Origin of the sequence: Streptomyces sp. NPDC058001 (assembly GCF_042886315.1) — a bacterium.
In the GTDB taxonomy this organism is placed as follows: Bacteria; Actinomycetota; Actinomycetes; order Streptomycetales; family Streptomycetaceae; genus Streptomyces.
In genome coordinates this window covers 214639-231355 of the sequence record NZ_JBHVQT010000003.1, presented here as the reverse complement: position 1 = coordinate 231355, position 16717 = coordinate 214639, and the positions used below count along the sequence as shown (strand labels likewise).

Sequence of the window (16717 nt, the reverse complement as noted above, 5' to 3'; positions counted from 1 at the left end):
CCACCTCCCCGCTCCACCCCCCACAGGAAGGACACAATGTCGTGGCCGACCGACCGCACCTCCCAAGCTCCTCCTCCCGACGCGCCCGGATACTGCTTCCGGCGCTCGGCCTGACCACCGCTGTGACCACCGTTCTGACCACCGCCCTGCTCGCCGCGCCGGCCGCCGCCGGTGCGGCGGCATCCCCCCGGCAAGGCCCCGCCGCGTCACCGATGGTGGACACGACGACACCGCGTCACGCCAAGCCACTCGTCCGTACCGGGGCCAAAGCGGCCAAGTCCCTGGTGTTCAGCGACGAGTTCAACGGTGCCGCGCTCGACACCGCCAAGTGGACGGCACGGAACTGGCCCCGCTCCGGCACCGTCCCGCCCGACACCTGGAGCTACGACCCCGCCAATGTCGGCACCGACGGCAAGGGCGCGCTGGAGATCAAGGTGCGCAACCCCGCGCCGAACACCTACACCGGTGCGCTGATCGACAGCAACGGGAAGTTCGACTACACCTACGGGACCCTGGAGGCCCGGGTGAAGTTCCCGCCCACCAACGGCCATCTCGGCGCGGTATGGCTGCTGCCGACCGCGGGTCTCGCACCCGGCGGCGTGTACGACGGTACGGCGCGCGACGGCGCCGAGATGGACATCGCCGAGACCAACTCGCAGGCCGACCGATACACCGTCAGCCTGCACTGGGACAGCTTCAGCCCACCGCAGCACCAGCAGTCGTCGACCGTCCCCGACGCGCCCGGCGTGCACTCCGGCTATCACACCGTCGGCCTCAACTGGACCCCGAACCGGCTGGACTTCACCTATGACGGCCGTGTCGTCCGCACGGTCACCGACCCCAAGCTGATCAGCCAGGCCAAGGAGTACCCGCTGCTCTCGCACGAGATCCTCGACCAGTGGGCGGACGGCTCCATCCACGACGAGGTCTTCGACTCGACGTCCAGCTTCTACGTGGACTACATCCGCGTCTGGCAGTGACCTCCCGCGGTATCCGGCAGTGACATTCCGCGACATCCGGTGGTGGCGTCCGGCGGCGGACGCCACCACCCCTGCGTAAGGAACCCGATGGACGCGCTCACCCCAACTCCCGTCTCCCGCAGGAGACTTCTGGCCTACGGTGCGGCGGCGACCGGCGCCGTGACGCTCCCCTTCCTCGCGGCCCCGCACGCGCACGCGGCCCCGGCCGCCGAAGCCGCGTCGCTGACCGCGCTGGAGGAACGCGCTCTGGCGCTCCGGCCGCCCGCCTTCCTCCTGGAATCCGCGATCCCACCGCACTTCACCGCCGGCCCCGGATCGGCGCTCTCCCTCAGCGACCGGGCCTCGGTGTGCGGCACGAACGCGCTGCGCTGGGACCACGCTCCCGGCTCCGTCGTCACCGTCGCGACCGATCTGGCCTGGGCCCCCGACCCGTACGAGACCAAGCCCCTCGCCGATCAGGCGTGGCAGGGCACCGTCGACACCTTCTCCGTCTGGATCTACAACGAGACGGCCACCGACGACGCCGTCCGCTTCGAGTTCGGGCGCGGGCACCGCACCGACTGCTGGTTCACGTTCCGTCTCGACTTCACGGGCTGGCGTACCGCCTGGGTGCGGTACGCGTACGACATGAACGGCCGCCCGCATACGGGCATGGACACCGTCCGCGTCATCGCTCCCCGGCGGTCCGGCACCCTCTGGATCGACCAGTTGCTGCCCAATGTCGCCCTGCGCCCCGACGCCCCCTGCCGGGACGCCCAGGTCCCCGAGATCGGTATCGAGGGCGAGGACTGGGACCAGCAGCACTGGCAGGCGCTCTATCTCTTCGACCGTCTCCTCAGCCGCGCCGCGATCGACACCCCCGACCCGACCACGGCCGAACGCGACGCGCTGCGGACGCTGCTCACCCGCTACCACGACGACTATCTCGCCGCCGCGCCCCGCGTCGACGACGCCTATGTCGCCGCGCTCACCGGCCAGGCGAACACGCTGCTCGACGGCCGCCCCGTCTTCTCGTACCAGTCACAGATCTATCCGCCGCAGATCGCCGCGGACCTCAAGTCCTTCGTCAACGCGGTCAGTCTGACCGATGTCACCACCCATATGCGCCGGGTCGCCCAGGCGTACGACGTGGCCGACGCGGCGCGCAGGCCCGCCCTCGCGGAGCTGTATCTGCGTCTCGTACGGCGACTGCGCGACCAGGGCTGGGCCTACGGAAGCTGTCTCGGCACGATCCACCACGCCGGGTATGCCCTCATCGGCTACTACGACTCCCTGTTCCTGATGGCTGAAGTCCTGCGCGGGGCCGGTCTGTTCGAGACCGTGCGCGCCGATCTCACCTGGCTGTGCGGGTTCGGCCGGATCTTCCGCGGCTTCGACTTCCGCAACGGTCACGGCTCGACCGCGGACATCATCAACACCACCGTGCGCGGCATGCTCGCCGTCGCACTGCTCCAGGACGGCGAAGCCCGTCGGATCGCCTACCTGAAGCTGCTGCGTGACTGGCTCGATCGGTATCTGCTGCCCACCACCGGTATCCAGGACGGTATGAAGTCCGACGGCACCACCTTCCACCACGTCGGCTTCTTCCCGGACTACGCGCGCGACGCCTTCAACGGCATCGCGCCCCTCATCCATCTGCTGAGCGGCGGCCTGTTCCGTATCTCCACCGAGGCACACAGCACGGTGAAACGCGCCCTCCTCACGCTCCGGGTGGTCGGCAACACCTCCCACTGGCCGCTCACGCTCAGCGGACGCAACCCCGGCGGCACCACCGGACTGTCCGTCAACGCCTTCCAGTGGCTGACCGTCGCCGGTACCCCCGACGGTTCGAAGGACCTGGACCCGGAGGTCGGCGCGGCATTTCTGCGGCTGCTGCCCGCTTCGCCGGACGGTGCGCAGAAGAAGGTCGCGGCGCGACTCGCCGCTGCCGGAATCACCGCCGAGCAGGCGCCGTCCGGCGCATGGGCTTACAACTACGCGGCGCTCGCCGTGCAGCGGCGCGACACCTGGCAGGTCACCGTCCGGGGCCACAACCGCTACCAGTGGTCCACCGAGATCTACGACGGCTCCAACTGGTACGGGCGCTACAACACCTACGGGCAGATCCAGGTGCTGCACCGGGGCAGCCCCTGGGTCACCAACCTCGACAGCGGTTACAGCCATGACGGTTACGACTGGAACCGCCGGCCGGGCACCACCACGATCCACAAGCCCTGGCCGGCGCTGAAGGCCGATCTCACCGGAACGATCGAGGAGATGCTCCTGACGGAGGAGCGTTTCGCGGGCGGTCACACCATCGACGACCGTCAGGGCATGTTCGCGATGCGGCTGCGCGAGCACCCGAAGTACGACGGCAGCCACCGGGCCCGTATCTCGGTCTTCCTGTTCGACAACAGGGTGATCGCGCTGGGCACGGGGATCGGCAACGAGAACACCGCCCACGAGACCGAGACCACCCTCTTCCAGACCCGGCTCGCCACGACCGGCGCACCGACCTGGACCGGCGGCCCGGACCCGGTGACCGCGTTCCCGTACGAACGGCCCGACGTCGCACTGCCGGAAGCCACCTGGCTGCTCGACGACAAGGGGCTCGGGTACTACCTCCCGGCAGGCCAGCGCGTCGGTATCTCGCGTACCACCCAGACCTCGCGTCACCACGGCACCGACACCGAGACACGCGGCGACTTCGCCACCGCGTGGCTCCGGCACGGCCGGGCCCCCCGCGCCTCCGCGTACGAGTACGCGCTGCTGGTGGGCGCCACACCCGAGTCGATGACGGAGTTCACCGCTGCCATGGCCGACGCGGAACGGGCCCCGTACCGGGTGCTGCGGGCCGATGACACCGCGCATGTGGTCCGCGACCGTGTCACCGGGATCACGGGGTACGCCGTCTTCGAGCCCACGCGTGATCTCCGCGACCCGCTGGTGCGTGGCGTCGACACCCCCGTGATGCTGCTGACTCGCGCGCAGGGCGAGGACGGACTGGTCCTGTCCGTGTGCGACCCCGATCTGCGGCTGTACGAGGGCCGCGACCACGCCCAGTACGAGAAGGGGAAGTACACCGGGCACTGGACGGCGTACTCCCGCCCCTGGTTCCGGAACCCGAGCGCCCCGCACACCCTGACCATCACCCTGGAGGGCCGCTGGCGGACGGAACCGGACCGGGAGTGGAGCGCGAGGATCGTGGGGAACCGTACGGTCGTCTCCGTGCGTACGGTCGAGGGCCGGCCGGTGCAGTTCCGGCTGACCCGTGCGGTCACTGGGTCCGCAGGACGTCCTTGACGAACACGATCCCGTCGTTTCCGGCCAGGTGGGCCGGGTCCAGCGGGGCGTAACCGTAGTAGGGGGACACGCGCGGGGCGGGCCGTGTGTCCCCCAGGACGGTGGCCAGCCGGACGGCGTCGACGAGGTAGCGGTCCTCCGGGAGCGCGTACAGGAGTCCTTCGACGCTGTCCGGCGGCGGGGTGTCCACCCCTTGGTGCCGGATCGTGCCGAGCGCCGTGGCCAGGAAGGCGTACTCCGCACCCAGGTGGGCGCTCACGATGGCGCCGAGGCTCCACCACTCCAGCGGCAGTCCGCCCATCCGCATCGTGCTCTTGTTCCGTTGGAGATGGCCGTTGTGGGCGTGGACCAGCGCCGGGCCCTGTTCTCCCAGGGCGAGGAGGTTGTCGGCCATCATCTGGTCCCGCAGGCCGACCAGGCGCGTCATGCGGCTCAGTGAGGTGTCGGCCATCCAGAAGTGGTAGCGCAGCAGGCCGGTGGCGGTGCGCCCGTACAGGCGCCCTCGGTCCCAGTCCTCGCGTGAGGTCGACGCGATCAGATGCGGCGTCTGCGCGTCGAGCAGTGCCTCCAGATCGTCGGCGAGCAGCCGCAGTTGCATCGCTTCGGCCGACTGTCCCACGGACTGCGCCGGGTCCCTCATCGCGGCGGGGTTGGTCCACCTGCCGTCGGGGCCGGTCAGGCGGTCGAGTGTTTCCGCGGTGCAGGGGAGCAGGTCGGTGTCCACCCGGGCCGCGAGGTAGTCGTGGAGTGCGAGGAGTGCCTGCCGGGGGCTCGCGGCGCCGGTGATCTCCAGCGGGCCGTCGATACCGGCGAAGCGGAGCCGCTCGGACGCGGGCCGGCCGTCGTTGTACGCCCGCATCCAGCGCACGAGTTCGCGGTTGGCCGCGGACGCGCCCCACCCGTGGCTGATTCCGCGCTCCATGACCTCGTCGAGCGTGCCCGTGCCCGAGGCGATGTAGTCGTCCACGACCAGGCCCATCAGGCAGTCGCTCTCGATCGCGATGGTCCGAAAGCCCTCCTGTTCCACGAGTTGCCGGAACAGGTCGTTACGGAGGTCGAGCAGGGTGTCCTCGCCGTGGGTGGGCTCGCCCAGGGCGAGCAGCCGCGGCCGGACCGGAAGAAGCTTCATGACAGCGGTGGCCTCGACGGCATGGGCGGTGTGCTGGATGTCAGTAGCCATGCCCTCAACGGTATCGTTGAACCTGCGGTTGAAACTTGGCCGCGATATCGTCGGGCCCATGCCAGAAAACCTTCAAAACGGCGTCAAGCTCAGGCCGATCGATCTGGCGCGCCGGCACGGTCTGTCCACGCAGGCCGTCAGGAACTATGAGGACTCCGGCATCCTTCCGGCCGCCGCCCGCACACCCCATGGCTACCGCACCTATACCCCGCTGCACGCGCGGGCCCTGGGCGCGTTCCTCGCCCTGGTGCCCGGCCACGGCCATCGGACGGCGACGTCGATCATGCTGGCCGTGAACCAGGGCGAGGTCGACGAGGCGTTCCGCGTCATCGACGAGAGCCACGCCCAACTCCTCGACGACCGGCGGACACTCCAGGCGGTGGAGAGCGCGCTTCGGGATCTGGCTCCCGGTGGCGGTGCGGAGATGTCCGGGGCCGGGGTGACGGTGTCCGGGGGCGTCGGGGGCGGGGGCGGGAACACCTTCATCGGGCCGTTGGCGGCGGAGTTGGGGATCCGGCCCGCGACGCTGCGCAAATGGGAGCACGCCGGGCTGGTGCGCCCGCGCCGCGACCCGCTGACCGGATACCGCGTCTACGACGAGGCCGATGTACGGGACGCCCGGCTGGCCCACCAGCTCAGGCGGGGCGGCTACTTGCTGGAGCGGATCGCCCCGCTGATCGCCCAGGTTCGGGCGGCCGGCGGGCTTGAGCCGTTGGAGGCCGCACTGGGCGACTGGCGCGATCGGCTCTCCGCGCGTGGACGGGCGATGCTGACCGGGGCCGCGGAGCTGGACGCGTACCTCCGCGAGCACGGATGAGCGTCCCTCGAACGGGGTCCGGTCCGCCGGCCCTTGGGGAGTCTGTGGCTCGACTGGTGAAAAGGGACCGGCGTGGCGACACCGGCTGTGGCCGGTTTCGCCCGTTCACCCGGTTCCGCGATGTGGATAGTGTCGTAGCCGAAGCAGTGTTCCGACGGTCAGCTGATTTCAGTGAGTGAGTACTGCTCGACAAGGAGGACCGGCCATGTCATGGATCAAGCGAAGCCTTCGGGCACTCAGCGGTGAGATGCGTACCCGTCGAAACGAGTACGGCGACCGGTACGGGCGGAAGGACTGATTCTCCCCAACCGTACGGGTGGGGTCCGCGGTTGGATCGCCGTACCCCACCCTCCGTCCGATGGGCATAAGAACTCGTGTTCATGGATAGGCTCAGCCTCTGGCCCCACTTACGGAAATGGGAGAACCTGGCGGCGGACGCCGACGGCCCGTTCAGGCTCCGCCATGGGACGTTACTCGTGGCCGACGCGGAGGCCGCCCGGGAAATCCTGGTCGACAAGGCTGACAAGTACGTAACGCAGTCCGGATTCTTCCGCCTTGGTCAAGAGCCTCTCCCTCAGGCACTTCGGATCGCGGCGTCACGCGAACTGCTCGGAGTGCTGGCCCGCCACGATCTGAAGTCGTCATTCGACATGGAGTCCGCCCTCCATCACATGCGCGACAGCCGCGGTCGCCTGCGGCACCAGCGGTGGGGAGTCGGGCTGGTCCGGCGGTACTTCGCGCCCGTCATCGCCCACCAACGCGATCCTCGACTCGACTCGCTGGTCGACGCGTACACCGAGTCGAGCATCATCGCCGACGACATCGTCGGTCGCCTCGTGAGGCGCCCGCATCGTTCGGTGGGCGGCATCCGGGCCGAGTTCGCCGAACAGTTGGAGCGGCTTCCGGCACGGGCAACCGAAGCCGACGCAATGGACCTGGTCGACCTTGTGATGGGGATACCGGGGGAAGCGTCCCTCGCGGATCGCGCGCAGTTGCTCCAGCGACTCATACTCTCCACCGTCGGATTCACCGGAGTCACCCTCGAATGGGTAGTGCTCCTCGGTATCCAGCACGGATACAACACCCCAGCGGTAAAGCCGGCTCAGGTTCGCGCTCTGGTCAAGGAGGCATTGCGCCTCTACCCGACAGCGTGGCGCCTGATCAGAGTCGCCGCCACTGATCACACGATAGGCGGCGTGCCGGTCGACAAGGGCGAGCACGTTCTGATCGGCACCCATGCGATCCACCGCTCAGGAACCGTATGGGACAAGCCACTTGATTTCTGTCCGTCACGCTGGGTAAAACCGGGCGACGAACAGCGGCGAGCCTACCTCCCCTTCGGGAAAGGCGAGGAGATGTGCCCGGCAAACGGCTTCGCCCTCACCGCACTTGAGCATCTCGGTCACCTCATCCTTCACGGCTACCAGGGCACCGTCCACATCCGGAACACCCGGAAATGGAAGCCCCACGCCCGCACACTCCTCGCACCTCCAACGGGATGGACCCGTCTCAGCAAGACATGACGCGGTCACTCGAAGAAGGGCGACCGGTGACCGGTGACCGGTGGTCGCCACTCCCCGCACCCGTCACCCCTCCCCCGCACTCCCGGACCCCGGCCCCGCCGTACTACGCCGCACCACCAACCGCGTCGGCACCAACGTCCTGCCCCCCTCCACCGTCTCCCCCCGGAGTTCCCGCAGGATGGCCTCGACGCACAGTTCGCCGACCTTGGCGAAGTCCTGGTGGACCGTGGTCAGGGGCGGGATGAACGACGCGGCCTCCGCGATGTCGTCGAAGCCGACGACGCTGACGTCCTCCGGCACGCGCCTACCGTGCTCGTGCAGCGCCCGCAACACCCCCAGGGCCATCTGGTCGTTGGCCACGAACACCGCCGTGCAGTCGGGGTCCGCCGCGAGCCGGAGGCCCGCCTCGTAGCCGGATTCGGGGGTCCAGTCGCCCCGTAGCAGAGGCGGCACCTCGCGGCCCTCCTCGCGCAGCGCCGCCTCCCACGCGGCCTGGCGGCGGCCGGCGGCGAAGGACTCCTCGGGCCCGGCCAGGTGCCGGACCGTACGGTGCCCGAGGTGCAGCAGATGCCGCACGGCCATCCGCGCGCCCTGGTGCTGATCGGTGTCCACGACGTGGAAGCGGTCACCCGCGTCGGAGTCCACGACGACGACCTTCACATGGGGCGGCAGCGTCAGCGACGTCGTGTCGAGCAGGTGCACCTCCATGATCAGGACGACCGCGTCCACGGCCAGTTCGTCGAGCCGTGTGAAGGCTCCCCGGACATTGTCCTGCGTCGGGGCGTCGAGCGGGATGAGGGTGACCGCGTACCCCGCGCGGGAAGCGCAGTTCGCGATGGCCTCCAGGGTCCGCACATTGCCCGTACTGGACAGGCTCATCGTGATGACGCCGATGGTCCGGAAGTCACCGCTCTTGAGGGCACGGGCGGCGCTGTTGGGCCGGTAGCCCAGCTCCTTCATGGCGTCCAAGACCCTCTGCCGGGTGCTCTCGATGACGGCCGAATCCCCGTTGGAGACCCGGGAGACCGTCTGCGACGAAACCCCGGCGACCCGTGCGACATCCGCCATCGAGACACGGCGCTGCCGCCCTTTCGCGGCGCCCCGGCCCCGACTGTCGCCCGTCTTCGCGAGAGCGGCCGTGTCCTTCTCCGCCACGTCCTTCTCCGCCACCGAATTCCCTTCCGTTCACTACCGCTTCATGCTTGACGCCCCCCAGCGGGAGTGTCACCATCACGCTACCAATGATTACGTAAACATTACTCCTGGGGACCAGCCTTCACCCGACGGTCCCGGGCCCTGGGGCTGCCCTCACTCGCCTGCTCCTCCCTCTCCAGACCGGTCGGTCACCGACGCAAGGAACCCGTCATGACGCTGCTGTCGACGCCCGCGAAGGCCGTGCCACCACCCCGTACGCCCGGACGATTCGGGCTCCGCAAGGAGGCCGTGGTCGGCTGGGGATTCGTGGGTCCGTTCGTCGCCGTCTTCGCCCTCGTCTTCCTCGCGCCGATCGGATACGCCGTATACCTCAGCCTATTCCGGGACCGGCTGATCGGCGGCAACTCCTTCGTGGGCCTGGACAACTACCGAGAGGCGCTGACCGATCCGCGGTTCTGGGAGGGGCTGGCCAGGGTCGGACTGTTCCTGGCCGTACAGGTCCCGATCATGCTCGGTATCGCCCTGCTCGTGGCACTCGCGATCGACAGCGGCCGGCTGTACGGCAAGGCGTTCTTCCGGGTCTCGGTCTTCCTCCCCTACGCCGTCCCCGCCGTGGTCGCCACCCTCATGTGGGGCTTCATCTACGGCACCCGGTTCGGCCTCGTGGGCAACATCAACGACGCGTTCGGTGTCTCGCTGCCCGATCCGCTCTCCCCCTCACTCGTCCTGGCCTCCATCGGCAACATCGTGACCTGGGAGTTCGTGGGCTACAACATGCTGATCTTCTACTCGGCGCTCAAGGTCGTCCCCCGGTCCCTGTATGAGGCCGCCGCCATCGACGGAGCCGGGGAGTGGCGCCTCATCACCTCGGTCAAGCTACCGGCCATCCGTGGCGCCCTGGTCATCGCGACGATCTTCTCGATCATCGGCAGCTTCCAGCTCTTCAACGAGCCGAGCATCCTCCAGAAGCTCGCGCCCAACTCGATCACCAGCGACTTCACACCCAACCTGTACACCTACTCGCTGTCCTTCTCCGGCCAGCAGCACAACTACGCGGCGACCGTGGCGATCGTGATGGGTGTCGTCACCGCGATCATCGCCTACACCGTCCAACTGCGTGGCATGCGGAAGGCTGAGCGATGACCGCGGACATATCGAGCGTTCCCTCGCACTCCACCGAGGCCGCCTCCGGAACGGCAAGCGCGCCGGCCGCCCCGGCCCGACGCCGCCGGCGGCGACGCCCCCACACCCCGCTCAATCCCCGTCCCAGCGTCCCGCTGACGCTGGTGACCGGTCTGGTCCTCGTCTACACCCTGCTCCCGCTGGTCTGGCTGGTCATCAACGCGACCAAGGACCAGAAGGGTCTGCTCGACTCCTTCGGACTGTGGTTCGGCGACGACTTCAATCTCTGGGACAACATCTCCCGCACACTGACGTACGACGACGGTGTCTTCGTCCGCTGGCTGCTGAACACCCTGCTCTACGTCGCCGCGGGCGCGGGCGGCGCCACCGTTCTCGCCGTCCTCGGTGGGTACGCGCTGGCCACATACCGATTCCCGGGCCGCCGGGCCGTGTTCGCGGTCGTCATCGGTGCGGTGGCCGTGCCGGGCACCGCACTGGCGGTGCCGACCTTCCTGATGTTCAGCAACATGGGACTCACCAACACCCCCTGGGCCGTCATCATCCCCTCACTCATCTCCCCGTTCGGGCTCTATCTGATGTGGGTGTTCGCCGCCGATGCCGTACCCACCGAACTCCTCGAAGCGGCCCGCATCGACGGATCCGGCGAGTTGCGTACGTTCTTCCGTATCGCACTGCCCCTGCTGATGCCGGGCACGGTGACCGTGCTGCTGTTCTCCATGGTCGCGACCTGGAACAACTACTTCCTGCCGCTGATCATGATCAAGGATCCGGACTGGTACCCGCTCACGCTCGGGCTCAATGCCTGGAACGCCCAGGCGCAGACGGCGGGCGGTGAGGCCGTCTTCGATCTCATCGTCACCGGTTCGCTGCTCACGATCGTGCCGATCGTGGTGATCTTCCTGCTGCTCCAGCGCTACTGGCAGTCCGGCCTGGCCGCGGGCAGCGTCAAAGCGTGACCCGCCCACTCGTTTCCGCCCACTCGTTTGCGCCCACTCACTTGCGTCCCCTCTTCCGCCCGCACACACCGAACCAGGAGCACCACTCATGAGTACGAAGAGCACCCGCCGGCTTCTCGGTGCCGTCGCCACGGCCTGTGTGATGGCCCTGGGCGCCGGCGCCTGCGGTTCGTCGGATCCGGCCACCGACAGCGGCGGCGGTAAGAAGGACGTCAAGGCCGCACTGGAGAAGGGCGGCAAGGTGACCGTGTGGGCGTGGGAGCCCACACTGAAGAAGGCGGCGGCCGACTTCGAGAAGAAATACCCCAAGGTAGACGTGGAGTTGGTGAACGCGGGCACGGGTGACAAGCAGTACACCGCGCTCCAGAACGCCATCGCGGCCGGTTCGGGCGCGCCCGACGTGGCGCAGATCGAGTACTACGCGCTCGGCCAGTTCGCCATCGCCAAGTCCGTGGAGGATCTCGCCGGTTACGGCGCGTCCACGTACGACAAGACCTTCACCGCCGGCCCCTGGAACGCGGTGAAGTACGACAAGGCCGTGTACGCGCTGCCGATGGACTCGGGTCCCATGGCACTGTTCTACAACAAGAAGGTCTTCGACAAGCACGGCATCGAGGTCCCGACCACCTGGGACGAGTACGTCGACGCGGCGCGCGCCCTGCACAAGGCGGATCCCAAGACCTACATCACCAGCGACATGGGCGACGCGGGCACCACGACCAGCCTCATCTGGCAGGCGGGGGGCCGCCCTTACCGGGCCAAGGGCAGTGACGTCACGATCGACTTCGGGGACGCCGGCACCATGACGTACACGAACACCTGGCAGAAGCTGATCGACGAGAAACTCGTCGCCCCGATCAGCGGCTGGAGCGACGAGTGGTACAAGGGTCTGGCCGACGGCACCATCGCCACGCTGGCCACCGGCGCCTGGATGCCGGCCAACTTCACATCGGGCGTCGCGTCGGCGTCCGGTGACTGGCGGGTGGCGCCGCTGCCGCAGTGGACCAAGGGCGCCACGGCCACCGCGGAGAACGGCGGCAGTTCGCTGGCCGTACCGAAGGCCGCCAAGAACAAGGACCTGGCCTACGCCTTCATCGAGTACGTGACGACCGGCGCCGGTGCGTCGGCGCGCGTCGCCGAGGGTGCCTTCCCCGCGACCAGGGCGGATCTGGAGTCGAAGGCGTATCTGGACAGCGCGTTCCCGTACTTCGGCGGTCAGCGGGCCAACAAGATCTTCGCGGAGTCGGCGAAGAACGTCGGCACCGGCTGGTCGTATCTGCCGTACCAGGTGTACGCGAACTCCGTCTTCAACGACACCGTGGGCAAGGCGTACGTCTCCTCGACACCGCTGAGCAAGGGTCTTGAGGACTGGCAGCGGGTGACCACCAAGTACGGCACGGACCAGGGCTTCAACGTCACCAAGTAGCCGCGACCGGGACAGTGGCCGCGCCGATTCCCGCGTATCGGCGCGGCTGGTTCCGTATCGGCGCGGCTGCTTCCGGTGCGCTCGCCATGATCAATAACCTGACGGGCGGCGCGTGACCTCGCGTCTGTCGGACAGAGAAGGCGAGCGGCTCCGGTGAAACTCCCGATGGTGCAACGTATGGCCTGGCTCGGCGCGGCGACCGCGCTCCTCACAGCGCTCGGCACCACCCCGGCCGGTGCGGACGGTGCGTGGCAGAAGGTCGGCGGTGACGCCCGCAGCGGTGTCAGCGGCCTCGCGTACGAGGGCCGTACCGGATCCGGGATCGATGTCCTGGTCGTGCACGACAACAAGCGGACGGGGCAGCAGCGGCTGTCCCGGATCACGCACGGGGCGGGCGCCGACGCTATCTCCCCGATCACCTGGGACGGGCCGGAACCCTCCGACCTGGAGGCCATCGAAGCCGTCCCCGGGATGCCGGGTGAGTACATGGCGCTCGCCAGTCGCGGCATCGTCTATCGCCTGAAGGTCACCGGCTCCACGGCGACGGTTCTCGACTACGCGCCGCTGCCGGCGATCGGCGAGGGCGACGACTTCGAGAGCTTCGCGCTCGTCGCCCGGAACGGGAAGCTCGCCGCCCTGTGGGCGGACCGCGGAGCGGGCGCGGGCCGGCCCGCCACGCTGTACGCGGCGCCGCTGACATTCGCCTCGTGGGGGCAGCCGCTGTTCGGAGCCGTGACGCGCCGTGCCTACCGAGCGCCGTATCCGACCGAGGGCGGTACGCGACACATCTCCGACATCTCGGTGACCGACTCCGGCCGGATGATCGTGAGTTCGGCGGCGGACGCCGGGGACGACGGCCCGTTCGACTCCGCGGTGAGCGACGTGGGTCGGGTCACCGTGTCGGCGGCCGGCCAGGTACGGGTCACGCTCGCGGCGAGCCCGACCGTGCTCGGGACGTTCCCGGGGTACAAGGTCGAGGCCGTGGAGTGTCTGCCCGGGTCCGCCGAAGCGGTCCTGGGCACGGACGACGAGAATCTCGGCGGATTTGTCCGGACCGTATCGCTCTGCGAAGCCTGACCCCGCGGTCGGCGTAGGAACCCGCCGTCGGCCACCACGCCCGCCACCGGCGTCCTAGCCGGTGGCGGCGTCGGCCACCGCGGAGACGGCGGTGTGCAGGGTCTCGGCCGCCTGGTCCACCGACCAGGCGGCGCCGCGGAGTTGGATCGTCAGCCACACCGTTCCTGCCGCCACATCGGCCACCGCGCCGTCGATCACGAGCATCACCGACGAGTCGACCGCCTGTTGGGCCTCGCTCTCGCGCAACGCCCGTGCCAGGTCCGGCAGTTCATCGCCGGGCGACTCCGGTGAACAGCGCGCGACGGCGTCCAGGACGGCGCCGGCCGGGCCGCGCGCCGCCTCGGGCACGATCAGCCGGGCGCAGGGGTGACCGGACGGTGCGAACACGACCAGGCGCATCGTTCCGCTGCTGGCCAGGCGTCGCGCCAGGACGTCACGGGTGCCGACGGGTGCCGAGGCGCGGACATCGCCGAGGGTGAAGAGGTCGTGCGACAGCGACCGGATGGCCGAAGCACCGTCGTCGGACTCTGTGGTCATGCGTCCCGCCTTATGTCGTGCGTCTCCCGTTAATGTCTGTCGCTACATGTCTGTCCATACGTACGGGCGCGCGCACTTAGGTGCTCAGCACAATCGGCGCACGAGGTGACGTCGCGCGCCGGGTGGCCGCCCCTATTCGCCGATGGCGGTGAGGTCTTCGGAGTACGTGGGGAAGTGTGCGGTGAATCCGCCGTCCACCGTGATGGTGGTGCCCGTGATGTACCCGGCCTCGTCGGAGACGAGGAAGGCGACGAGGAAGGCGATGTCCTCCGGGGTGCCCATACGGGGGGTGAGGGTGTGCCGGGTCATGGCCCGCTGCTGCTCGGGCGTGAGGTTGTCACTGAGCGCCGGGGTGAGGATCGTGCCGGGCGCGATACCGACGGCACGGATCCCCTGCTTGCCGTACTGCGTGGCGATGTTGCGGGTGAGTCCGAGGATGGCGGCCTTGGACGTGCCGTACATGGGCCGGACGATTTCGGCCTGGAGTCCGGCGACGGAGCTGGTGTTGACGACGACACCGCCGCCCCGGGCCAGCATGTGCGGGATGGCGTGTTTCGCGGCGAGCGTGTAACCGAGGACGTTGACGCGCAGGACCCGGGCGAAGAGGTCGCCGTCGATGTCGGTGATACGCAGATCGCGGGCGAGGACGTCGGGGGTGAGGAGGGCCGCGTTGTTGTGCAGGATGTCCAGTCCGCCGAAGGTGTCCACGGCGGTGTCGGTCATCTGCCGGATCTGCTGCTCGTCACTCACATCGGCGGTCACCGCGACCGCCCGCAGACCGTCCCCTCTCAGTTCGACGGCGGCCTTGTCGGCCGCTTCGGCGTTGATGTCGGCGACCACGACCGCGGCGCCGCGCTCCGCCAACACCCGAGCGGTGGCACGGCCGATGCCCGAACCGGCTCCGGTGACGACGGCGACCTTGTTGCGAAGGTTCGACATGAGACTTCCTGCCCTGTGCGGTGTGGACGTTTGGTGAAGCAAGAACAACTGCTTGATTTTCAGGTGCACGGTCGGCGGGATCGACGGAACGCGCAAGGATGGCTTGCTTTGGCCACGTTCACCAGGTGCGAAGCCGCCCGGACGGCGTAGCCGTACGCCTTCCCGGCGTCTTGCCCGCACCCTCCCCGGGCCGTCCCCGCACGTTCCCCCGCCGCCTTTTCCGGTTTTGTTGCCCGGTTGTTGCAGCCTCGTGGACAGAACGGCCGTGCCCTTCCACGTTCGAAATCCACGCCGTTACGTTTCCCGGGACGCACCCCTCCCGCAAAGGACATCCCATGAGCCAGCCCCTCGACTCGGTGACGGCGGGTCACACGCCCGACGATGTGCCCCCGGCGACCTCCGGGTGGTCGTTCGAGACCCAGCAGATCCACGCGGGAGCGGTACCCGACCCGACAACGGGCGCCCGCGCGGTGCCGATCTACCAGACGAGTTCCTTCGTGTTCCGGGACACCCAGCACGCCGCCGACCTGTTCTCGCTGGCGGAGCCCGGCAACATCTACACACGGATCCACAACCCGACGCAGGACGTCTTCGAACAGCGGGTCGCGGCCCTGGAGGGCGGTGTCGCGGCCGTGGCGCTCGCCTCCGGGCAGGCCGCCGAGACCCTGGCGATCCTGACGCTGGCGAGCGCGGGCGACCACCTCGTGTCCAGCACCTCGCTGTACGGCGGCACCTACAACCTGTTCCGGCACACCCTCCCCAAGTTCGGCATCGAGGTGTCCTTCGTGGACGACCCCGACGACCTGGACGCGTGGCGCGCGGCGATCCGGCCCAACACCAAGGCACTGTTCGCCGAGACGCTCGGCAATCCACGGGGCAACGTCCTCGACGTACGTGGGGTCGCGGACGCGGCGCACGCGGCCGGGGTGCCGCTGATCGTCGACAACACCGTGCCCACGCCCTATCTGCTGCGTCCCATCGAGCACGGCGCGGACATCGTGGTGCATTCGGCGACGAAGTTCCTCGGCGGGCACGGTACGACCATCGCCGGTGTCGTGGTGGACGGCGGCACCTTCGACTTCGGCGCGCACGCGGACCGCTTTCCGGACTTCAACGAGCCGGACCCGAGCTATCACGGACTGCGGTACTGGCCGGATCTCGGCCCCAGCGCCTTCGCGATCAAACTGCGGGTCCAGTTGCTCCGGGACATCGGCCCCGCGATCTCCCCGCACTCGGCGTTCCTGCTGCTCCAGGGGGTGGAGACGCTCAGCCTGCGGATCGAGCGGCACTCGACCAACGCGCAGGCACTCGCGGAGTGGCTGGAACAGCGCGACGAGGTCGCCGCCGTCCACTATCCGGGCCTGGAGTCCAACCGCTGGTACGAGGCCGGGCAGCGGTATCTGCCCCGGGGCGCGGGCGCCGTGCTCGCGTTCGAGCTGCGGGACGGGGTGGAGGCGGGCAAGCGGTTCGTGGACGCCGTCGAACTGTTCAGCCATCTCGCGAACATCGGTGACGTACGCAGCCTGATCATCCATCCGGCGTCCACCACGCACAGCCAGCTCGGCCCGGAGGAACTCGCGGCCACGGGCACGGCGCCGGGTCTGGTGCGGCTGTCGGTGGGCATCGAGAACATCGCCGATCTGAAGGCGGATCTGGAGGCAGGCTTCCGCGCGGCGAAGGAAGCCTCCTGAGCGCCGGAGCG

General features: G+C 68.9%; 13 protein-coding genes. 9 read left to right on the top strand and 4 right to left on the bottom strand.

The window, feature by feature from the left end; genetic code table 11:
* Positions 1-41: 41 nt before the first annotated feature.
* The gene (locus tag ACFVT5_RS07640; protein ID WP_389882525.1) at positions 42-980 is read left to right on the top strand and encodes a family 16 glycosylhydrolase; all 939 of its coding nucleotides are present in this window, start codon (positions 42-44) and stop codon (positions 978-980) included.
* A gap of 87 nt (positions 981-1067) precedes the next feature.
* Positions 1068-4262, top strand: a complete 3195-nt coding sequence (locus ACFVT5_RS07635) for a chondroitinase family polysaccharide lyase (RefSeq protein WP_389882523.1) — start codon at positions 1068-1070, stop codon at positions 4260-4262.
* Here ACFVT5_RS07635 and ACFVT5_RS07630 read toward each other — a convergent pair.
* Positions 4237-5442 (bottom strand): erythromycin esterase family protein, encoded by a 1206-nt coding sequence (locus ACFVT5_RS07630; protein ID WP_389882521.1) that lies wholly within the window; start codon positions 5440-5442, stop codon positions 4237-4239. The two genes, ACFVT5_RS07635 and ACFVT5_RS07630, sit on opposite strands and share 26 nt — an antisense overlap.
* Positions 5443-5500: 58 nt before the next feature.
* On the opposite strand from ACFVT5_RS07630, the gene ACFVT5_RS07625 reads away from it, so the two are divergent.
* Together ACFVT5_RS07625 and ACFVT5_RS07620 are read left to right on the top strand one after the other, a co-directional pair.
* Positions 5501-6259 (top strand): TioE family transcriptional regulator, encoded by a 759-nt coding sequence (locus ACFVT5_RS07625; RefSeq protein WP_389882519.1) that lies wholly within the window; start codon positions 5501-5503, stop codon positions 6257-6259.
* A 380-nt stretch (positions 6260-6639) separates the two neighbouring features.
* On the top strand, positions 6640-7782 hold the full coding sequence (locus tag ACFVT5_RS07620) for a cytochrome P450 (RefSeq protein ID WP_389882517.1): 1143 nt from the start codon (positions 6640-6642) through the stop codon (positions 7780-7782).
* A 63-nt stretch (positions 7783-7845) separates the two neighbouring features.
* Here the strand turns inward: ACFVT5_RS07620 and ACFVT5_RS07615 are convergent, their stop codons facing one another.
* Positions 7846-8850, bottom strand: coding sequence for a LacI family DNA-binding transcriptional regulator (locus ACFVT5_RS07615; protein ID WP_389883593.1), 1005 nt, complete (start codon positions 8848-8850; stop codon positions 7846-7848).
* 297 nt (positions 8851-9147) lie between these two features.
* Between ACFVT5_RS07615 and ACFVT5_RS07610 the strand changes: the two genes are divergently transcribed.
* The 4 genes from ACFVT5_RS07610 to ACFVT5_RS07595 all read left to right on the top strand — a co-directional run bounded on the left by ACFVT5_RS07610 (position 9148) and on the right by ACFVT5_RS07595 (position 13539).
* A complete protein-coding gene (locus ACFVT5_RS07610) occupies positions 9148-10080 on the top strand; it encodes a carbohydrate ABC transporter permease (protein WP_389882515.1) in 933 nt (310 codons plus the stop codon).
* Positions 10077-11036 (top strand): carbohydrate ABC transporter permease, encoded by a 960-nt coding sequence (locus tag ACFVT5_RS07605; RefSeq protein ID WP_389882513.1) that lies wholly within the window; start codon positions 10077-10079, stop codon positions 11034-11036. Before ACFVT5_RS07610 ends, ACFVT5_RS07605 begins: the two co-directional genes overlap by 4 nt.
* A gap of 88 nt (positions 11037-11124) precedes the next feature.
* Complete coding sequence (locus ACFVT5_RS07600) at positions 11125-12462, top strand: ABC transporter substrate-binding protein (protein WP_389882511.1); 1338 nt, start codon at positions 11125-11127, stop codon at positions 12460-12462.
* A 177-nt stretch (positions 12463-12639) separates the two neighbouring features.
* Entirely contained in the window at positions 12640-13539 is a 900-nt protein-coding gene (locus ACFVT5_RS07595; protein WP_389882509.1) for a hypothetical protein, read from the top strand.
* A gap of 54 nt (positions 13540-13593) precedes the next feature.
* Here the strand turns inward: ACFVT5_RS07595 and ACFVT5_RS07590 are convergent, their stop codons facing one another.
* The gene (locus tag ACFVT5_RS07590; protein ID WP_389882508.1) at positions 13594-14076 is read right to left on the bottom strand and encodes a hypothetical protein; all 483 of its coding nucleotides are present in this window, start codon (positions 14074-14076) and stop codon (positions 13594-13596) included.
* A gap of 132 nt (positions 14077-14208) precedes the next feature.
* On the bottom strand, positions 14209-15015 hold the full coding sequence (locus ACFVT5_RS07585; protein ID WP_389882506.1) for an SDR family NAD(P)-dependent oxidoreductase: 807 nt from the start codon (positions 15013-15015) through the stop codon (positions 14209-14211).
* A 335-nt stretch (positions 15016-15350) separates the two neighbouring features.
* On the opposite strand from ACFVT5_RS07585, the gene ACFVT5_RS07580 reads away from it, so the two are divergent.
* Positions 15351-16706, top strand: a complete 1356-nt coding sequence (locus ACFVT5_RS07580) for a bifunctional o-acetylhomoserine/o-acetylserine sulfhydrylase (RefSeq protein WP_389882505.1) — start codon at positions 15351-15353, stop codon at positions 16704-16706.
* The last annotated feature ends 11 nt before the right edge of the window (positions 16707-16717 follow it).